Raw genomic sequence first — 19,158 nt, forward strand, 5'->3', positions numbered from 1 at the left:
TTTTCTAATAACTGGATTCGATTGCTCTATCCGTCCTGGCATTTTTTCGCCGTTTACGATCTCCATAGCAAATCCTTTCATGAAACCACTTTTTGTTAATCGGTGCCGCAAAGTAAGGAATGATGATTGATGGAGAGGAAGTATGGATCCATATATAGTATTTTGACCATAAAAAAATCATGCGAAATAACAAAGGGCGTGCACCTTCGTGCCGCCCCTGGGATCAGACAAAGCTTTTGCGATCAGACAGATTCACTATTCTGCCTTGCCGACAAAAACAGATTTATCTTTGCCTTTTTCGTATTTATAGATAAAGACATCCGCAAATGTGTTATCGCCTTTTTCATCAAAGGTTACCTTCGTGAATTGCCCCTGGAAGTCTTTTGTCTGATGAACCGCTTCCAGAACTTGCTCACGAGTTGGCTTCTTCCCGCCATTCGCTTTAATGGCTTCCTCCACTCCATGCAGGAGAACATTCATCGCATCATAACCATAGACGGAAAACGCTTCAAGAGGTTTATTCGTTGCCTTTTTGTATTCCTCTCCCCACTTCTTGCCTTCTTCGGTTTGTGTCACGTCACCTGCTACGGAAGTAAAGATGATGCCATCGGCAGCATCACCGGCAATCTTGATCATATCCGAGTTGTCAAATCCGTCTCCGCCCATGAAATAGCCTTTATACCCTTTTTCCCGAGCTTGCTTGATGATAATGCCGCCTTCCGGATACATTCCGCCGAAGAAAATCAAGTCCGGATTTTTCGAAATGATCTGGGTGAGGACTGCGGAATAATCCTTTTCACCCGCTGTGATCCCTTCATATCCGAGCACTGCCACTCCGTCTTTTTCGAACTGCATTTTTACCTGATCAGCCAGACCTTGACCGTATGCGGTTTTATCATGAACGACAAAAACTTGTTTGACTTGTAATGCGTTTTTCGCATACATCGCTGCTTTCGGACCTTGCGAGTCGTCACGAGCGCAAATCCGGTGGACTGTCTTCTTGCCTTCTTCCGTCAATTTTACGCCAGTATTCGCCGGTGATACCATCACAAGATTGCCTTCTTCATACTTGACAGAGGACGGGATGGCCACTCCTGTGTTCAAGTGACCGACTACACCGAGCACATCCGGATTGGAGATAATCATCTCCGCATTTGAAACCCCGATTTTCGGATCCGCTTGGTCATCCTGAGGGAGCAATTGCAGATCGAAGCCCATTTGTTTAAATGCTTCTTTTTTCAGGTTGAGCGCATACTCGGCACCGCTTTTGATCGAATCACCTTGGGCGGATTGGCTGCCGGAAAGAGGAGTCTGTGTGGCAATGATGATTTTACCTCCTTGTCCAGCACCACCGCTTCCTCCGCTTGTGGAGCCTTGCGTACCGGATGCAGCTCCCCCGCTTGCATTGCCTCCCGCACTGTTGGAGCCGCCACATCCTGTGAGTGCGATGCTTGCTACCAACGCTGCTGACAGAAAACTGAGTTGAACCCTTTTCTTCATTCGACTGAAACCCCCTTGTTCATCATCTTTTTTGTATAGCCTTTGATCACCCCGCTTCCAATTGATGAGAGTAAGAGTGAAATGTGTTGGAAGTGTAAAAAGGTGAAAGATAGGCCGGATAGTTTATAATTTTATGATAAATCTAAAAATTTACAAGACATAAATTATTTTTTGCGAACTTACGCCCTTTCTTTCCATTATTCGACAAAATTCCACAGGCTTAAGGTATCAATACACACAAAAAGGGCACATCGATTGCGCCCTTCTTGAAGTTTTCTCGCTTGAATCCATTCCTTCATCCCGCAGGTACTTTCCGTTCCGGTGCCGTATACGTCTTCTCCTCTGCGATCTGTTCACGCTTGTAGTGCTCGTAGGGGTGATAGGGTGGGGCAAAAACAAGACGATGTACGAATTCGTGTTCCCGATACCCATAAAATGGTACGATGGGAGCTTTTGTCTCAAGTGCCAGTGTCGCTGCCCCCTGCGGTAGCCGTGTCAAATAGAAACAGCGGAAGTCATAGACATAAAAATAGGTCCAGACATCCGCTGATTTTCAAAGGATTACATGCATCGCAATATGAGGAGCGATTTTTTCACTTTCAGGTAGGAGTATCGTCCATATATTTGCAACGTGGGAGACAGAATTAACCGATGGAGAATCGCACTGTCCTTCCTCGTGTTCATATGTATGACGGCAAACTGGCTGGCCATGGACTACCTAGGTGATAAAATGGCCCTTAATACCTCCCAAAATACCAACGACTGATTTCATGCCCGACCTGCCGGAAAGCGTATCAGCCTACTCTTGTAACCATTTCTGATAATCTTCCGGTGTATCAATATCAATGTGAATCCCGGGGTCTTGTACGGGAAGCAGATGATGATAATCCGCCAGCTTGATGATTCGTTTGCCACCTTCATCACCTGTCAGCATCCCAAATAACGAAAGCAGCGCTCGTGAAAAAAACACCGGATGACCGGGTATGTCCGCATAGCTAGGTTGAACAACAAAACTGCCTATCTCCGTCGACAGCTCTTTCACCGTGTACTCATAAATCCGTTGAATGGTGTCTGGTTGAAGAAGCGGCTGATCCGCCAAAAACACGAACATGCCATCCGTATCTTTGGATATCTCCGCTGCGCATTGCATGGCGGCACTCTGTCCCACCTCGGCACGCTCGTTGATAAGCCAGTCAAAGCGGGAATCTTCAATGATGATAGCATTCATGATGTCGTGTCGAGAATGTCCCACTACCGCGATAATCTTGGTAAACGGCAGTGGCAGCAGCTTACGGATGACATGCTCCAGAAGAGTCGTTCCTTGATAAGGCAGCAGCTGCTTCGGTCGTCCCATTCGCCGGGACATTCCGGATGCAAGGATAACCGCTGCCACAGATCGTTTATTCAATCTTCATCATCTCCGAAATCCACATTGGCGTGAGGAGGGTTTCCTACAACACTCGGTTCAAAAACTCCCTCGTGCGCTCCTCTTTCGGATTGTTAAAAATCTCCTGTGGAGGAGCCATCTCGACGATGCGCCCTTGATTCATAAAAGCGACCCAGTCGGCCACTTCCTTGGCAAAGCCCATCTCATGCGTCACGATCATCATCGTCATCCCTTCCTTGGCCAACTGCTTGATCGTTTCCAATACTTCTCCCACCAGCTCCGGATCAAGCGCTGATGTCGGTTCGTCGAACAGCATGATGTCTGGCTTCATTGCCAGCGAACGGGCGATTGCTACGCGCTGCTTCTGGCCCCCTGACAAGCTGGAGGGATAGACATCGGCTTTTTCCGCAAGCCCGACTTTATCCAGAAGATGTAACGCCTCTTGTTTCGCAGCTTCCTTGCTTACCTTCTTGACGACCAACGGCGCCTCGATCACGTTTTCCAGCACCGTTTTGTGAGGGAAAAGATTGAAGTGCTGAAAGACCATGCCTACTTTTTGCCGTACTTGGGTAAGGTCGTCTTTTTTCGGATCGATGCTCTTCCCTTCGATGATGATATTTCCGCCGTTTTTCATTTCCAAAAAGTTAATGCAACGGATCAAGGTGCTCTTGCCTGAACCGCTGGCGCCGATCAGCACAAATACCTCGCCCTTCCTTACAGTCAGGTTGATGTCTTTCAGAACCTCGAGATCGCCGAAGCTCTTTTTCAAATTTTGCAAACGGATCATTTCCTGTTTTTCGCTCATCGCTTACCCTCCTACGAGTCCCCTTTGGCCATATGTTGCTCCATCCTGTTGACGAAATAAGTAAAGACCATGACGATTAGGAGATAATAGAAAGCCACGATCAGAAAATACGTCATTTCATCGAAGGTTTCTGCAGACAAGCGGCGCGCAAGTGAAAACAGTTCGTCCATGGCGATAAAGGCCGCTAATGAGGATTCTTTCAACGAGAGGATGAACTGATTACCAAGCGGCGGAATGGAGCGTTTCAGAGCCTGCGGCATGATGATTCGCCGCATCGTCTGTGCCGAAGACATCCCGAGCGAAAGTCCGGCTTCCATCTGCCCCTTGTCGATCGACTGAATCGCGCCCCGGAATATTTCCGCGATATAGGCTCCGCTGTGGATGGCAAGCGCCAATGTCGCTGACCAGAACTGGCCCAGATCGATCACTTTGTAAAATCCGAAGTAGAGAACGAAAATCTGGACGATCAGAGGTGTTCCCCGGATCAGGGTGATGTAAATATTGGCGAGCAACTGACCGCCGGGAATCCTGGACACTTTCAAAAGGGCGACCAGCAATCCGATGACGGTGCCCACGATGACAGAGGCAATCGTCAATTCAAATGTCAAAAGCAGCGGCTTCATGAAAAAGGGAAGGGTGCGGATAAATTCCTGGATGAGATGTGCAATGCCGGGCACTTGAAACCACCTCTCGCATGTGGAATGGGCCTACCAACCTCTCCGCTTACAAAGGGTTGGCAGGCTAGTCGAATGTGTATGTATCCTACTCTTTTTTGCTAATGTCGCGATTGAAGTATTTTTGGCTTAGCTTCAGGTAGGTTCCGTCTTCTTTCATTTGCTTCAGAACTTCGTTGATCTTGTTCAGCAATTCCGTGTTTCCTTTGCGTACTGCGATCCCGTGCTGGACTTCGGTCAGTGCCGCTCCGCTTTTCTTGATTTTTAGGCCTTGCTGGATCGCGATTTCACCCACGACGCTGTCTGTAATGACCACATCATGCTTGCCTTGCTCCAATGCCCGCAGCGCAGTCACATCGCTGTCATAAGTTTTGATGTTGTCTGTGTACTCGCGGGCCATCTTTTCATGGGTGGTTCCCAGTGCGACGGCGACTTCTTTCCCCTTGAGCTCTTCCAGCTTCGTAATGGTTCCGTCGGGACGTGTAAAGAGCTGACCGCCCGAGAGGTAATACGGGTCTGCGAAGTCAATCTGCTGCTTGCGTTCTTCTGTGATGGCGTGGCTGGCGATTGCCGCGTCGTAACGTCCTTCCTTTACACCGGCAATGATGCCGGAGAACGGAGAGGTAACAGGTTTTGGCTCCATCCCCAGACGTTTGGCGATTTCATTGCCGATTTCGATGTCAAAGCCGGTCAATTGTCCGTCTTTGAAATAGCTAAACGGCTGATACTCCCCCGAAGCGGCAAACGTGAACACACCGGCTTCCTTGGTCATGCTCGACGCACTATTGCCTGCCGATGCACTCGTTTGTCCTCCGGTTTGGCCGGTAGAGGCGGATTGCCCACAGCCGGCTACAAGCAGTGATAGGGAAAGCACAATGCCTGCAATCATACTCGTCTTTTTCTTCATGTTTTCAACCCCCTGAGAATGTTTGATTGGTTTTGCCGCTAATCAACCGTTTGCAGCTGTTCCGAGATGTACAGCGGTGCACCCGTATTGCCGATCACTTCTTCCAGCGTGTACGGATACATCACTTCTGTCAGGAGAAGTCCCTCCTCAGTGACCTCCATCACCGCCATCTCCGTGATGATCAGATCGATGCAGTTTTTCGCGGTGAGCGGGAGCGTGCATTCCTTGACGATCTTGGGTTCTCCTGCCTCGGTGACATGGCTCATCAGCACGATGACCCGCTTGGCATACAGCGCCAGCTCCGCTCCGCCGCCGATGCCGTAGACTCGCTTTCCGGGGACGACCCAGTTGGCCAGATGACCTTTACGGCTTACCTGCAGTCCGCCAATCATGGCCACATCCAGCTTTCCGCGCCGGATCATGCCATAAGCAATGGTGCTGTCAAAAAACGAGGCGCCGGGAACAAGCGTGGCCGGCGAACCACCTGCACTGCTTAGATAAGGGTGTTCGTGACCTTTCGAAGGTGTAGGGCCGATACCAAGGATGCCATTTACCGAGTGAAACATCACGTTCCAGTCATTCGGGACGAAATCAGTTACCAGTTCGGGTATACCGATTCCGAGATTGACTGCCATGCCGGGTCGGATTTCTCTGGCTGCCCGACGTGCAATCATATTACGCTGGTCCATTTTCAATCCCATTCACGCTTCACCCCATCGCTTTTCACGATGTAATCCACATAGATGCCCGGCGTCACAATCCGCTCTGGATCGATGTCCCCTGCCGGAACGATCTCCTCCACCTCCGCTATGGTGATGTCGGCAGCCATGGCCACCAGCGGATTCAGGTTCCTCGCCCCTTTGTCATAAATCAGATTGCCGAATGTGTCCGCCACTCTGGCGTAAATAATGCCAACATCCGCCGTAATGGCCGGCTCGATCCAATAGGTGCGTCCCGCAATGTTCACCTGCTGCTTTCCGACTCCATGGCCTTCTCCCAGGTCGCCATCGACCAGTATGCCTGCGATGCCGACGCCGCCTGCGCGAATTTTTTCCGCTAAAACCCCTTGCGAATAAAATCTCACATCGAGTCTTCCCTCCATCATCTGGCGTCCTGCCTCGGGATTGGAGCCAATATGGCTGGTCTGCAGTCGTTTAACCCTGCCGTGACTGATCAACCGCCCTGCCCCCAGATCGGGATAACCGGCGTCGTTGCCGGTAAGTGTCAGCTCCTGTACGCGTTTTTGCAGGATACCTTCAATCAGGGAAGGTGGAGTGCCAATGCCCCCGAATCCCCCGTACATGAGGTGCGTCCCGTCCGACACCGCTTCCAATGCTTGTTCCACTGTTACGATTTTGGATAAATGGCTGTTCAAAATGGATCACTCTTTTTAGCGTTATTACGCCTAAATGACATAGCAAGTACCGTGCCAACTAAAAAATGCTTACATCATGTGATTTATTGACGGGATCCATTCCCTACCGATTCGATGTCGATTCACTTTTCACTCGGAGTTCCGCAAAAGGTGCGTGTTCGAGTTGAATCGATTTCGAATCATATGTAGTCAAAACCGATTCAAATTGTTAAAATTATGGGAATATTATGAGTAAATACATTGTTTTGAGGGGATGAAAACGATGGAGAAAGATGCGGAAATCCTGTCCCTGTTTAAAATGAGCCAGGTTATTGACATTTTTAATGTGCTGGCGGATGGTATTTACATCTCTGACGCCCAGGGAAACACCTTATGGCTGAACAAGGCAAGCGAAAATCTTTGCGGCGTGCCAAAAGCGGAACTCATCGGGCGTAACGTGGCGGATTTGGAGGAAATGGGAATATTCAAGCCGTCCGTCACACGATTGGTCATGGAAAAAGGAAAACCGACCACGACGATCCAATTGGTCAACAACAAGGGAAAATTCCTGGTGACCGGCCATATTATCCCGGATGATCTGGGAAAGCCCGAGCTGATCGTTGCACATTCCCGGGATATCACAGAAGCCGCACGCGCCAGTTCTCAGCTGGAAGAGACGGTGGCGCTGCTCAGGCGTTACAGTGAAGAGATCCAGCTGATGAAGCGGGAAGCGAACCAAAACTTGTCCACGATGCTGATTGGAAGCAGCCGTGCCTATCTCTCGCTTCTGGAGTTGATCAAAAAAGTGTCGGTTGTCGACACTACGGTGTTGATCACGGGAGAAACCGGTGTCGGCAAAAGCGTCATCGCGGAACATATCCATCAATTGAGTGAACGAGCCAGTTCGCCATTCGTCCATGTCAACTGCAGCGCGATCCCCGAAACGCTGATCGAATCAGAGCTGTTCGGCTATCAGAAGGGAGCGTTTACTGGTGCCAGCCATACGGGAAAAATCGGATTAGTCAAAATGGCGGACAAAGGTACGCTGTTTCTGGACGAGATCAGTGAACTCCCCTACCATCTCCAGTCGAAGCTGCTCCTGCTCTTGCAGAATAAAACGTTCATGCCGATCGGCGGCACCAAAACGTATACAGCTGATGTACGGATCATCGCGGCCACCAACGCTAATTTGCTAGATTTGGTCAGAATCGGCAAATTCAGACACGACCTGTATTACCGTCTGAACATCCTCCCTGTGAACGTGCCTCCGCTGCGCGAACGAAAGGAAGACATTTTTCCGCTGCTGCACCACTACCTGCAAAAATTCAACACAAAGCATAATCAGCAGCGCCGTTTTTCCACTGAAGTCCTGGATGTGCTGCACCATTATGAATGGCCAGGCAACGTACGGGAGCTTGAGAACTTGATCGAGCGGATCGTCATTACAGCCAGGGAGGACGAGATTCACGTCTCCGATCTGCCGGAAGAGCTGCGCACCATCGGCGGACTGGAGGAAAGCCTTTTTTCCCTGGGAGGCAATCTCTCCCTCACCGAGCGGATAGAAAAAATCGAAGCGGAACTGATCGTCCAAGCGTTGAAGCTGCACAAAACCAGCCGTAAAACCGCTTCCGCACTGGGCATTACCCAAGCGCTTCTGATGCGGCGGGTCAAAAAATACGGGATACAGCTGGAAGGCAAGGAGTCAGTGATATGAAAGCTCGCTTTCATCACAAACTCCGCAATCCTTCCAAAATATCAAGTGTTCTAAGAAAAGTAAGATTTAGACTGATCTCGCACAGTTTTTGGAGCTGCTCTGCCGGTAGGAAAGCTTTCTTACGTAGCAAACGCGTGATGTACGTTTTATAACCAAGCCTTTTGTAAGAGTTGCACACCAAGCTGGATTTCATCACACGATAAATTGCTGAAACCAAGCTTAATGATTGGTTGTTCGCTTTTGTTCTTCATAAAGTAGACTGACGTAGGATAGACTTTAACCCCGTGATTGGATGCTTGTTGAATGAGCCATTCTTCTGAATGATCCGAATGTACTTTGACTAATACGTACAAGCCGGACTGCTCGCCGATGATCGATATATTTCGCTTGAAATGGTTCCTTAATTCCGATACCAAGCATTGCATTTTTCGTTTGTAAACAAGACGCATGCGTTTAATATGGCGATTCCATTCCCCTTCTTCCATAAATTTCGCCATGGCGAATTGGCTAAGGAGGGATGTGGTGCTCTCAAAATGGGCGAATTGATTTTTATAACGGTTGATAAGTGGCTGTGGCAGCACCATATAACTTAAACGAATCCCCGGAAGAAAGCACTTTGAGAAATTTCCGAGATAGATCACTCTCGTTGAATCGATGGAAGCGAGTGCGGGAAATGGTTGTTGGGTGTAGCGAAATTCACTATCATAATCGTCTTCGATAATATATCCTTGCCGCTTGTTTGCCCAATGGATCAGTGCATGCCTTTGTTGAATCGGCATGCTTACCCCGTATGGACTGTGATGGGACGGCGCCACGTAAATTAATCGTGATTTCATCTGTTCCAAGTGTGAAAAATCAGCACCTGTCTCATATACAGGTAACGTTTCAAGCGCAAAACCATTTAATTGAAAAGCTTCCCTAGCGCCATCATAACCGGGATCCTCCACAATCATGCCGGAAAAATCATGCTTCAGAACATGACCGAGATACACAAGCATTTGTTGGGTACTGCTTCCGATAATGATTGCATGTGGATCTGTTCTCACCCCACGTGACTGGAGTAGATAGGCTGCGATTTGTTCGCGAAGACGCAATTCGCCAAAGGGTTCCCCGTATCGAAAGCTGTCCTTTACCGTTAATACTTGATTCGAGATCCTCCTCCACGTTTTTAAAGGAAAATGCGCTTGATCGACGACTCCAGCGCGGAAATCGATGCGAACAGGCGGTGCCAGCTCTGTTTGGTTGTGCATAGAAGAGCTGCGAGCCTCTTGAAACAAAAGGGGTTCTAACTCATTTACAAAATAACCTTTTCGCCCTTCCCCGCGAATATAGCCTTCCGCAACGAGCTGCTCATAAGCCATTAATGTGGTATTGCGGCTTACTTGAAGAGATTGTGCAAGATGACGAATGGAGGGCAATGGCTCATCCGCCTTTATGTCGCCATGTTCGATCAATGATTTGAATTGCTCGTAAATTTGCTTGTATTTCGGGGAGCTATCCGTAAAAGCAAAAATAGTGTTGATCATTTTCCATCCCTCTGACATGCAAATTTTTTCGTTATTGTACCTTTTAAGATGTCAGATGGAATTATAACATATCGTGTAAAGGATATTTGTAGTATGTCAAAAATAGGATCGAGGAGATGTCATATGTATATCCCGGAGCATTTTACGATGCAAGAAGTAACGGCTGCCTACAAAGTCATTCAGGAGAACAGTTTTGCCACATTGTTTTCCATTCATCAAGGAATGCCCTTCGCTACTCATTTACCTCTAATGCTGAATAAGGAGAAAACCTATTTGTACGGTCATTTTGCCCGTCCGAACCCGCAGTGGAAGGATATTCAAGATCAGACGGTCTTAACCGTTTTCCATGGGCCTCATTGTTATATCTCTCCCTCTTGGTATGAGACCGATCAAGCAGTGCCAACGTGGAATTATGTGACCGTTCATGTTTACGGAAAAGTTGAGCTGACCCATGACGAACAAGAGTTAATGAGTTCCTTGAACGATCTGGTATTGAAGTATGAAGCTCCTGACAGTCCTTACCGATTGCAGGATGTAGATCCTGAATATCTCTCTGGTATGAGCAAAGGCGTTCAAGGTTTCAAAATAAAAATCGATCGGCTGGAAGGGAAAGCAAAGCTAAGCCAAAACCATACCTCACACAGACGAGAGCTCGTTATCAAACAGTTGGAACAGATACCATTTCCAAACGAGCAACAAATTGCCTCCTTGATGAAAGCGAACCTACCTGCTGACTTATAACCTTGCATTTCACCAAACAAGGAGGAGACCGTCATCTACAAAAATACGACAAGGAGTTGCATCATATGGAGTTTTCAACAATTTGGCTATTTGTAATTGCTGTTGCTACATTGCTCATCATTCCTGGACCAGCTGTGTTCTATATTATGGCAAGAAGCATAGATCAAGGGAAGAAAGCCGGCCTGGTATCCGTTCTTGGTGTATCGCTTGGCGGTTCTGTTCACGTTTTGGCTGGAGCAATTGGTGTGTCTGCGATCCTCATGACATCAGCGACAGCCTTCAGCATCGTTAAATACTTGGGCGCTGCTTATCTAATCTATTTGGGATGCAGGACTTTGTTTTCTACATCTGATAGCACGACTTCAACTATTCCAAAAGCTCCTCGCAAAAAATTGTTAAAAATATTTTACGAGTCAGCGCTCGTAGAAGTAATGAATCCGAAGACAGCTCTCTTTTTTCTAGCTTTCTTTCCGCAATTCATATCACCTTCTGCGGGATCCGTCACTGTACAATTTTTGCTTTTGGGAATCATATTTATTATCCTGGCTTTTATTAGCGATGGACTGTATGCAGTTCTTGCAGCAAGCATTAGAAAGCGGCTGAAAGTGGGTTCAACATTACAGAACCGGATCACTGGTTATTTCTATATTATTCTAGGGGTATTCTCCGCCTTTGCGAGCCCCTCCAAAACATAACCGCGATTCTACCAAGGCAATAAATAAAATGAAATGGAGAGATTATGTTATGCCTAGATTTATCATTGAAGATGATTTTTGGTCGTTATTCCCCCATGCAAAAATAGGCACCGTCATTTGCCAAGGGATTGATAATTCAATAAGGGACGTTGAAATCTACGAGAAGCTGCTGCAGGAGGCTGAGAAAGAAGCACATCAATTCCTGCGTCTGGAGGAATTCAGCAGTAATCCGGTCATATCCGTTTGGCGAGAAGCTTTTCAGAAATTCAAGACAAAGAAAGGTGCAAGATGTTCCATTGAAGCTTTATTGAAAAGAGTAAAAAATGGCAATCATATCGGAACAATTAACCCGCTTGTTGACATTTATAATTCCATCTCATTGCGTTATGGGCTTCCGTGTGGAGGAGAAGATGTCGACACGTTTGCCGGGGATATTCGGCTGACACTGGCAAATGGGAACGAACCGTTTATCCCACTTGGAAGTGATGAAAATGCCCCGCCCTATGAAGGTGAAATTGTTTATAAAGATGATGACGGTGCCATATGCAGATGCTGGAATTGGCGTGAAGCTCAGCGGACGATGCTCACGGAACATACGAAAAATGCTTTCCTTTGTATTGAATCAATCGATGAAACAAGAAGCGATGAGTTTCATAAGGCGCTTACAGCTTTGTCAGAGCTGGTGTCACATCATCTTGGTGGAACTGTGAAGATTGATGTGTTGGACATCAATCATCGGAAAATCACTATTTTTGGGTAAGGTCAAGATCCGTTTTATAATATGGTCCTGACAGTCGATATGGAAAGATGCGTTTTCGTCCATAGTAAATGCTTGTCAGGACTCTGATTAACTCTCGCTGCGGCGAGTTTTTTTATTTCCGCTTGTCGCCCTCACCAGATTAGAGGAGTAATACTCCCCGGAAATCCCGGAGCATCACTCTTTACGACATCTTGTTCACCTCCATTCCCGATAAAAATAAGAGTCAAATAACTTCTCATGTGTCTGGATATCCTATCTACTGCCAATAAATGGATGCGAGGTGGCGGGTGTGGTTTTTTCCAGTTTTGTTTTTCTGTTCGGCTTTCTCCCCTTACTGCTTCTTCTTTATTTTCTCGCAAAACGACGAGTAAAAAACAGCGTACTGTTGGTCTTCTCCGTGCTCTTTTATGCCTGGGGAGAACCGCTATGGGTAGCCGTCCTTTTGCTAAGTGTATGCGGCGGCTGGATCGGCGGAACGCAGTTGGAACGTTATCGGGACAGACCCGCAAGCAAGCTTGTGCTGGCCTTCGCCGTTGCTTTTCAGATCTTGCTCCTTTTTTACTTCAAATATATCGGGTTTCTATTAGATACGCTGCGTTCAATTACCTCCATCGATATTCAGGTTGAAACACCAGGTTTACCCATCGGTATTTCTTTTTTTACGTTTCAAGTGATTTCCTACCTGATTGATGTTTATCGTAAAGAAGCGCCCGCCCTTTCTTCTTTTTCCAAGCTGCTGCTCTATATCTCCCTGTTTCCACAGCTGGTGGCAGGCCCGATCGTCCGCTACGCGGATGTGCAAGATCAACTCACACATCGTCGGGTGACCCTGGAAGGGTTTAGTCAAGGCGTTATCCGCTTTTCCATCGGTCTTGGAAAAAAAGTAGTGCTCGCCAATTCCTTGTCAGATGGTGTGACCCTGTTTCTGGATGGGGATTTGCATGATTTATCAGTCATGGGCGCTTGGTTCGGGATCATCCTCTTTGCACTCCAAATTTATTTTGATTTCTCGGGCTACTCCGATATGGCGATTGGTCTGGGATACATGTATGGCTTTCGGTTTCGGGAAAATTTTGATTATCCCTATATCTCTCGCAGTGCGACCGAGTTCTGGCGGAGATGGAACATGTCGGTAGGACAGTTTTTCAGAGATTATGTTTACATACCGCTTGGCGGCAACCGTGTGCGGCCGATGTTCAATCTGTTCGTAGTTTGGTTTTTGACGGGACTATGGCATGGAGCGAGTTGGAATTATGTGCTGTGGGGGCTTTATTTCGGGGTGTTCATTGCCTTGGAAAAACGATTCCTGCATCGTTTGCTTTCCACACTTCCGGCAGTCGTCTCCCACCTATATTTTCTCGTTGTAGTACTCGTTGGATGGGTATTGTTTTATTTCGAATCTCTCTCCCGCGGCCTCATGTATTTACGCATCATGTTTGGGATGGCCGCTGTACCATTGACCGATATGCAGCTGCTTATTCATTTCCGCAATCACCTGTTTTTGCTGACGGTTGCCTGCATCGCCGCTTCACCTTTACCGCGGCTCTTTCACGGCAAAACGTCGGACTATCTACGCCTGCGGCCCGCGGGTGCGCTATATGTCAATCTCCTGATTCCTACGTTGTGCCTTGGCGTACTGACAATCTCTACCCTGTTGCTTGTTGGTAAAACCTACACTCCGTTCTTCTATTTTCGCTTTTAATGGAGGGAATGCGCGTATATGCGTATCGCACAGATTGTGCAAATCGTTTTCTTTATCTTGTTTTTGTGCGCCGGCATCGTCATGAATACTGTACATGGCGATCATGAATCCATTTCCGAAACGGAGAACCGCGCGCTTGCCGCCCTGCCCCGCTGGTCAAGTGAGGCGTTTTGGTCCGGAGCATTCTTGCGTGGTTTGGAAAACTATTTGGCAGACCATGTAGCGTACCGCGATTCGTTGGTGAGAGTGAGCAACCTATTATCTTCATGGAGAGGCCTGCCCGGCCGGGGTGATGCCTTCATTGTCGCTTCACAGGCGGACAATACGGCGGACTCGGTCGGCCGTCCAGCGGAGAAGCAGATGGGGCCGCAGCCGACGACTTCCCTTTCGCCTACCACTTCTCCCTCGACAGCTGCGCAAACGGCTGTGGCCAAGCCGGTACAGAAGCAAAAGTCAGGAGAAACAGAACCTGGGCGAGTGATCGGGAAGGTATTGATTGTGGGCAATCGTGCGATGTACTTGTATTCCTATGTTCCCGCCGCAGGAATGGCATTTGCGGATACCGTGAACGCATTTCGCGCTGAGCTCACCCAGCGCTACGGACAACAGGTACACCTTTCTGTGCTGCTTGCGCCATCCGCTGTTGAATTTGTGGAAAATCCTCAACTAAAAAGCTTGTCCTCTTCACAAGAACAAGCGATCATGTCCGTCTATGAGCAAATCGATGAAGCGGTGACGAAGGTAAATGCGACCCCTTACTTACGTGAACACGCCGCTGAAGAGTTATTCTTTCGCACGGATCACCATTGGACCGCTACCGGCGCCTATTATGCTTACCAAGCTTTTATGGAGGCGCGCGGAATCCCTCCTGTTCCGCTCACTCAATACAAAACGCAGAAAGTAAACGGGTTTCTCGGTTCGCTCTATGCCTCCACCCTGAACAAAAAGCTGGAGGCCCATCCGGACACGATATTGTTGTATCAACCGTTCATCGCACATCAATACCAAGTGTATTACAGCGGTCCCTTAAAGATGAAGCTTCTCGACATGAATCATGCGAACCGGAAAAACAAGTATCGCATCTTTTTGAGCGGAGACAGGCCCTGGGGGAAAATTGCCACCCAGGTAAATAATAATCGGAGGATCGCAGTGATTAAAGACTCTTATGGGAATGCGTTTATCCCGTTCCTTCTCCCGCATTTCCAGGAGATTTACATCATTGATCCCAGGCAATTTGACAAGCCGTTGTACTCGTTTATCGAAGATCATCAAATCAATGAGGTACTTATCCTCGCGAATACAACCATCACTACCTATAGCGGCTTTACCGACTTGATCCGAAAACGGATGCAGGCTGCGCCCGAGGAAAAATAGTAGCGAAAAATCTCGTCAGGCTCGTACGCTTCAGTTAAGCAGACATCGATTTACGAATCACTCCCGTTTTTCGGAAATCCCTGCTGAGGAGAAAGTGGCCATTTCCCGCACCATGCGGACTGCTGCTTCCAAGATCGGAAAGGCTACCGCGGCACCGCTCCCTTCACCCAGTCGCAGCTGCAAATCGAGGATCGGCTCGGCTGCCAACTCAGCCAGTACACGGGCATGGCCCGGCTCCTGTGATTGATGACCAAACAGCAGGTAGTCTCTTACCTGCGGCTCAATCCGGACAGCAAGCAGAGCCGCCACCGAAGAGATGAAGCCGTCTGCGAGAACCGGGATGCGCCGGGATGCGGCTCCGATCACTGCGCCCGCCATCGCGCCGATTTCGAGTCCCCCTACTTTTGCCAGCACATCAATCGCATCAGCGGCGTTGGGGCGACGTGCTTCCAGCGCTTGTTTCACGACTTTCTTTTTATGGGCAAAGGCGTCTTCTGCCACCCCGGTTCCTCTGCCTACGATTTCTTCTGGATCTGCTCCGGTGAAAGCAGCGAGGATCGCACTGCTGCTCGTCGTGTTTCCAATCCCCATCTCTCCGATGATGAGCAGGCGGGCGCCTTCTCCGATGATGGTTTCTGCGCTTTCGATTCCTACAGCCAGGCAGCGCTCAGCTTCAGCTCGCGTCATCGCATCCTCGCGCAGCATGTTTCCGGTTCCTGGACGCACTTTTTTCCTCCAGATATCTGGAGCCTCGGGATCGCTGATCACACCTACATCCACCACACGCAGTAAGCCGCCAATGTGCCGCGCGAACACATTGATGGCCGCTCCTCCGCTTGCAAAGTTCATGACCATCTGGGCGGTCACTTCCTGGGGAAATGCGGAAACCCCCTCTTCCACCACGCCATGATCGCCGGCAAACACCAGTATGCCAGGGGGAGAGATCTGCGGAAACGGCTCACCGGTCATGCCCGCTAACCGGATGGCCAGCTCCTCCAATCTTCCCAAACTGCCCGGCGGCTTGGTCAGCTGATCGATGTGGCGGCGAGCTTTCTCTGCCGCTTCCGTATCCAAGGCGGGTATTCCCCTCGCAACTGCGCTGTATTCACTCATTGTTTACGCTCCTTCCACCGTGTGTTGACGTTGAAAAGCTTCCATTTGCTCCTCGATGACATCCAGTTTTACATGTGCCCGGACTTGCTCGGCAAGCATATCGAACCCTGCCTCGCGCATGCGGATAAACGAAGGACGATCCGTGAGAGGTGCCAATCCTTTCGCTGCACGCAGCTCATTGAGTAAGTGCGTGCGAAACCCATCGTTATGGAAAATCCCGTGAAAATAAGTGCCGAGCAAGCGGCCACCTGCCGCATAGACTCCCTCTGACCGATCGGCCAACGTGATGAATGGCGCGGTCATTGCTGTGGCGACTGATTCGCCCATATGGATTTCATAGCCTTCCACTTCAAAATAGTTGTCTGCATAATAAGCATGGCCACGGGAAAGTACGGTAGTTTTGTTGCGCTGTAACGTTGTTCTTACAGGCAAGAGACCCATGCCTGCCACCTCACGTTGCGGCGATTCCACGCCATGCGGATCGGCAATGCTCTCACCCAGCATTTGATAGCCGCCGCAAATGCCGACCACATGTGTCCGCCGTTTCCGGTGAAGATGCAGGATCTCCCCTTCCAGCCCTGTCTGGCGCAGGAAGAGCAAGTCCTCGATCGTATTCTTGCTTCCGGGGAGAATGATCAGATCAGGGGTTCCGAGCTCGTCCTGTCGATTCACAAAGCGCACGCGGCAGTCCGGCTCGACGAAAAAGGGATCAGCATCCGTGAAATTGGAGATGTATGGGTAACGGATGACAACGATGTCCAGCACAGCCGCATCCGGAGTTCGCCCCTTGTATTTATGCAAAATCAGAGAGTCTTCTGCGTCGATCATCAGCTCTGGCAAAAACGGAATGACGCCCAGCACCGGCTTGCCCGTATATTGCTCGAACCAGTCCAAGCCCGGTTGCAGCAAGCCCAGATCACCGCGGAACCGATTGATGATCACACCGATGACCCTCTCCCGATCCTGCGGTTCCAATAACTGCAGGGTACCGACCAGACTGGCAAAGACCCCGCCTCGTTCGATATCCGCTACAAGGATGACGGGAGCGTTCGCCATACGGGCGACACGCATGTTGACCAATTCCCGATCATTCAGATTGATCTCGGCAGGGCTGCCTGCCCCTTCGATTACGATGCGCTCGTATGCGCGGGCCAGCCGATCGTAAGCGTCTTGAATCACCCGCAAGCCGATGGGAAAGAACTCCATGCGGTAAGCTGTCGCCTTCATGTTGCTGTAGGGCTCTCCGTGAACCACGATTTGCGATTCCTGTTCGCGGGTCGGCTTGATCAGGATGGGATTCATGTCGGTCGTCGCCGGGATGCGTGCCGCTTCCGCCTGTACACCCTGGGCGCGGCCAATTTCTTTTCCGTCGATGGTCACATACGAGTTGAGCGCCATATTTTGCGATTTGAAAGGAGCGGTCTTATAGCCCATTTGCGAAAAAATGCGGCAAAAGGCGGTGGCGATCACACTTTTCCCCGCATCCGAGCCCGTTCCTTGTATCATGAGCGGCAGTGCCTTACGCATGGCATCTGACCTCCTTGCAGCGATCCAGCCAGCGGTGTACCATTCCTGGATTGGATGCAAAATGAAGATGGGTATAACCTGCGACGAGGTTGCCTGAGAGATAGCCCTCCGCTTTTACCCCACGCAGGCCTTTCGTTTCATAGGCGGGAGTGAACGTCTCTTTTGCCTGAAAGGTAGAGTAGTGAAACTCATGTCCTCGAGCCTCTTCCCCCTCATCCAGCAGAAAGTTGCCTTCGTATCCTCTCACTTCCCGATAGCCGAGCGCAGCCAACTTATTCTGCATGGTGACGGTGCCGGGGATGAGACCGACCATGGGATAAGCTTCGCCTGTGGTCGTTACCAATTGCTCGGTCAGATACATAAAGCCGCCGCATTCGGCCAGCGTCGGAAGGCCGGAGCGGATCGCCTCCCGGATGGATACTTTCACCGGCTCATTTGCAGCCAATTGTGCGGCAAACTCCTCCGGAAAACCCCCGCCAATATAAAGGCCATCGGCATCCGCCGGGACCGTTTCACCAGCCAGCGGAGAGAAAAACAGGCACTCGGCCCCGTGGGCTTCCAGCAGCTCAATATTCTCGGGATAATAGAAGTGAAAGGCAGCATCTCGAGCAATGGCGATACGCACGCGTGGTGCTGCCGGCTGCGGAGCAAACAGTTTTTCCTCTATCGGAAGCGGCTCTGCCTGCGCAAGCTCGAGCAGCTGCTCCAGATCGGTATTTTTTCCGATCGCTTCGGCAAGGCGGTCAAACAGCGGTTGAAGCTCTCCTCTCTCGACAGATGGCACGAGACCCAGATGCCGCTCCGGAATCTCAATCTCGGCCACCCGCTCTAAATAGCCGATGACAGGAATCCCGCATTCCTGCTCAACCGCTTCCTTGACGATCCGATAATGACCGACGCTCCCCACTTTATTGGCGAACACCCCGACGATGCGAACAGCCGGGTTAAACAATTGAAAGCCTCTGACGATGGCGGCAGCGCTGCGGGCCATGCTCTGGCAGTTCAGTACGAGCAGCACGGGAGAATCAGTCAAGATGCTAATCTCAGCCGTACTTCCCTTGTCGCTGGTCGCTTCCTTGCCATCGTAAAAGCCCATGACGCCCTCGATGATCGCGATATCGGCTCCCCGACTCCCCCGTTGGTAGATTTCCTTGACCGTTTCATGGGAGAGCATCCAGCTATCCAGATTGCGTGATGCCCGGCCTGTTACTGCCGTATGGTAGGTAGGGTCGATATAGTCCGGGCCGCATTTGAAGCCTTGCACAGCAAGACCCCGTTGCTTCAAGGCAGCCATCAGGCCAATGGTGACGGTGGTTTTACCCGAGCCGCTGCCCGTGCCTGCGACGACGATTCTGCGATGGGTCATTTCATCTCCTCCT

Annotated in this window: 17 protein-coding genes; 6 read left to right on the forward strand and 11 right to left on the reverse strand. The window is 49.7% G+C overall.

Annotated features, from left to right (window positions below):
- Positions 1-255: 255 nt before the first annotated feature.
- The 7 genes from EIZ37_RS07760 to EIZ37_RS07790 all read right to left on the reverse strand — a co-directional run bounded on the left by EIZ37_RS07760 (position 256) and on the right by EIZ37_RS07790 (position 6,648).
- Complete coding sequence (locus EIZ37_RS07760) at positions 256-1,500, reverse strand: branched-chain amino acid ABC transporter substrate-binding protein (RefSeq protein WP_134684007.1); 1,245 nt, start codon at positions 1,498-1,500, stop codon at positions 256-258.
- Between the two features lie 799 nt (positions 1,501-2,299).
- The gene (locus tag EIZ37_RS07765; protein WP_134684008.1) at positions 2,300-2,908 is read right to left on the reverse strand and encodes a nucleotidyltransferase family protein; all 609 of its coding nucleotides are present in this window, start codon (positions 2,906-2,908) and stop codon (positions 2,300-2,302) included.
- A 43-nt stretch (positions 2,909-2,951) separates the two neighbouring features.
- The gene (locus EIZ37_RS07770; protein WP_134684009.1) at positions 2,952-3,692 is read right to left on the reverse strand and encodes an amino acid ABC transporter ATP-binding protein; all 741 of its coding nucleotides are present in this window, start codon (positions 3,690-3,692) and stop codon (positions 2,952-2,954) included.
- Positions 3,693-3,703: 11 nt separating this feature from the next.
- The gene (locus tag EIZ37_RS07775) at positions 3,704-4,369 is read right to left on the reverse strand and encodes an amino acid ABC transporter permease (RefSeq protein ID WP_134684010.1); all 666 of its coding nucleotides are present in this window, start codon (positions 4,367-4,369) and stop codon (positions 3,704-3,706) included.
- 85 nt (positions 4,370-4,454) lie between these two features.
- Positions 4,455-5,273: an ABC transporter substrate-binding protein gene (locus EIZ37_RS07780; RefSeq protein WP_134684011.1), complete on the reverse strand. Its 819-nt coding sequence runs from the start codon at positions 5,271-5,273 to the stop codon at positions 4,455-4,457.
- Between the two features lie 38 nt (positions 5,274-5,311).
- On the reverse strand, positions 5,312-5,974 hold the full coding sequence (locus tag EIZ37_RS07785) for a 3-oxoacid CoA-transferase subunit B (protein WP_134684012.1): 663 nt from the start codon (positions 5,972-5,974) through the stop codon (positions 5,312-5,314).
- Entirely contained in the window at positions 5,965-6,648 is a 684-nt protein-coding gene (locus EIZ37_RS07790) for a CoA transferase subunit A (RefSeq protein WP_134684013.1), read from the reverse strand. Before EIZ37_RS07790 ends, EIZ37_RS07785 begins: the two co-directional genes overlap by 10 nt.
- A 262-nt stretch (positions 6,649-6,910) precedes the next feature.
- Here EIZ37_RS07790 and EIZ37_RS07795 point away from each other — a divergent pair, with 262 nt between their 5' ends.
- Entirely contained in the window at positions 6,911-8,341 is a 1,431-nt protein-coding gene (locus EIZ37_RS07795; RefSeq protein WP_134684014.1) for a sigma-54 interaction domain-containing protein, read from the forward strand.
- Between the two features lie 146 nt (positions 8,342-8,487).
- On the opposite strand, the gene pdxR is transcribed toward EIZ37_RS07795, so the two are convergent.
- Positions 8,488-9,867 carry a MocR-like pyridoxine biosynthesis transcription factor PdxR gene (gene pdxR / locus EIZ37_RS07800; RefSeq protein WP_134684015.1) on the reverse strand — a complete coding sequence of 460 codons (1,380 nt, stop codon included), beginning with the start codon at positions 9,865-9,867 and terminating at the stop codon, positions 8,488-8,490.
- A 123-nt stretch (positions 9,868-9,990) separates the two neighbouring features.
- On the opposite strand from pdxR, the gene EIZ37_RS07805 reads away from it, so the two are divergent.
- The 5 genes from EIZ37_RS07805 (at position 9,991) to EIZ37_RS07825 (ending at position 15,139) form a co-directional block, all read left to right on the forward strand.
- On the forward strand, positions 9,991-10,608 hold the full coding sequence (locus EIZ37_RS07805) for an FMN-binding negative transcriptional regulator (protein ID WP_134684016.1): 618 nt from the start codon (positions 9,991-9,993) through the stop codon (positions 10,606-10,608).
- 65 nt (positions 10,609-10,673) lie between these two features.
- Positions 10,674-11,303, forward strand: coding sequence for a LysE family translocator (locus EIZ37_RS07810; protein WP_134684017.1), 630 nt, complete (start codon positions 10,674-10,676; stop codon positions 11,301-11,303).
- Between the two features lie 49 nt (positions 11,304-11,352).
- Positions 11,353-12,063, forward strand: a complete 711-nt coding sequence (locus tag EIZ37_RS07815) for a B3/B4 domain-containing protein (protein ID WP_134684018.1) — start codon at positions 11,353-11,355, stop codon at positions 12,061-12,063.
- Between the two features lie 289 nt (positions 12,064-12,352).
- Entirely contained in the window at positions 12,353-13,765 is a 1,413-nt protein-coding gene (locus tag EIZ37_RS07820; RefSeq protein WP_134684019.1) for an MBOAT family O-acyltransferase, read from the forward strand.
- Between the two features lie 18 nt (positions 13,766-13,783).
- Complete coding sequence (locus EIZ37_RS07825) at positions 13,784-15,139, forward strand: DHHW family protein (protein WP_134684020.1); 1,356 nt, start codon at positions 13,784-13,786, stop codon at positions 15,137-15,139.
- Positions 15,140-15,196: 57 nt separating this feature from the next.
- Here EIZ37_RS07825 and cobT read toward each other — a convergent pair whose 3' ends face one another.
- Genes cobT through EIZ37_RS07840 form a run of 3 tightly spaced genes read right to left on the reverse strand, consistent with a single transcriptional unit; the run spans position 15,197 to position 19,145 of the window.
- A complete protein-coding gene (gene cobT, locus EIZ37_RS07830; protein ID WP_134684021.1) occupies positions 15,197-16,252 on the reverse strand; it encodes a nicotinate-nucleotide--dimethylbenzimidazole phosphoribosyltransferase in 1,056 nt (351 codons plus the stop codon).
- A gap of 3 nt (positions 16,253-16,255) precedes the next feature.
- Entirely contained in the window at positions 16,256-17,779 is a 1,524-nt protein-coding gene (locus EIZ37_RS07835; RefSeq protein ID WP_134684022.1) for a cobyric acid synthase, read from the reverse strand.
- Positions 17,772-19,145: a cobyrinate a,c-diamide synthase gene (locus tag EIZ37_RS07840; RefSeq protein WP_134684023.1), complete on the reverse strand. Its 1,374-nt coding sequence runs from the start codon at positions 19,143-19,145 to the stop codon at positions 17,772-17,774. Before EIZ37_RS07840 ends, EIZ37_RS07835 begins: the two co-directional genes overlap by 8 nt.
- Positions 19,146-19,158 lie beyond the last annotated feature (13 nt).

Origin of the sequence: Brevibacillus migulae (assembly GCF_004521915.1) — a bacterium.
In the GTDB taxonomy this organism is placed as follows: domain Bacteria; phylum Bacillota; class Bacilli; order Brevibacillales; family Brevibacillaceae; genus Brevibacillus_F; species Brevibacillus_F migulae.

Bases quoted from the DNA above. Each gene is read 5' to 3' on its own strand.
- EIZ37_RS07760 (WP_134684007.1), bottom strand. From the start codon at position 1,500: ATGAAGAAAAGGGTTCAACTCAGTTTTCTGTCAGCAGCGTTGGTAGCA.
- EIZ37_RS07770 (WP_134684009.1), bottom strand. From the start codon at position 3,692: ATGAGCGAAAAACAGGAAATGATCCGTTTGCAAAATTTGAAAAAGAGC.
- EIZ37_RS07780 (WP_134684011.1), bottom strand. From the start codon at position 5,273: ATGAAGAAAAAGACGAGTATGATTGCAGGCATTGTGCTTTCCCTATCA.
- EIZ37_RS07785 (WP_134684012.1), bottom strand. From the start codon at position 5,974: ATGGGATTGAAAATGGACCAGCGTAATATGATTGCACGTCGGGCAGCC.
- EIZ37_RS07795 (WP_134684014.1), top strand. From the start codon at position 6,911: ATGGAGAAAGATGCGGAAATCCTGTCCCTGTTTAAAATGAGCCAGGTT.
- pdxR (WP_134684015.1), bottom strand. From the start codon at position 9,867: ATGATCAACACTATTTTTGCTTTTACGGATAGCTCCCCGAAATACAAG.
- EIZ37_RS07805 (WP_134684016.1), top strand. From the start codon at position 9,991: ATGTATATCCCGGAGCATTTTACGATGCAAGAAGTAACGGCTGCCTAC.
- EIZ37_RS07810 (WP_134684017.1), top strand. From the start codon at position 10,674: ATGGAGTTTTCAACAATTTGGCTATTTGTAATTGCTGTTGCTACATTG.
- EIZ37_RS07815 (WP_134684018.1), top strand. From the start codon at position 11,353: ATGCCTAGATTTATCATTGAAGATGATTTTTGGTCGTTATTCCCCCAT.
- EIZ37_RS07825 (WP_134684020.1), top strand. From the start codon at position 13,784: ATGCGTATCGCACAGATTGTGCAAATCGTTTTCTTTATCTTGTTTTTG.
- cobT (WP_134684021.1), bottom strand. From the start codon at position 16,252: ATGAGTGAATACAGCGCAGTTGCGAGGGGAATACCCGCCTTGGATACG.
- EIZ37_RS07835 (WP_134684022.1), bottom strand. From the start codon at position 17,779: ATGCGTAAGGCACTGCCGCTCATGATACAAGGAACGGGCTCGGATGCG.
- EIZ37_RS07840 (WP_134684023.1), bottom strand. From the start codon at position 19,145: ATGACCCATCGCAGAATCGTCGTCGCAGGCACGGGCAGCGGCTCGGGT.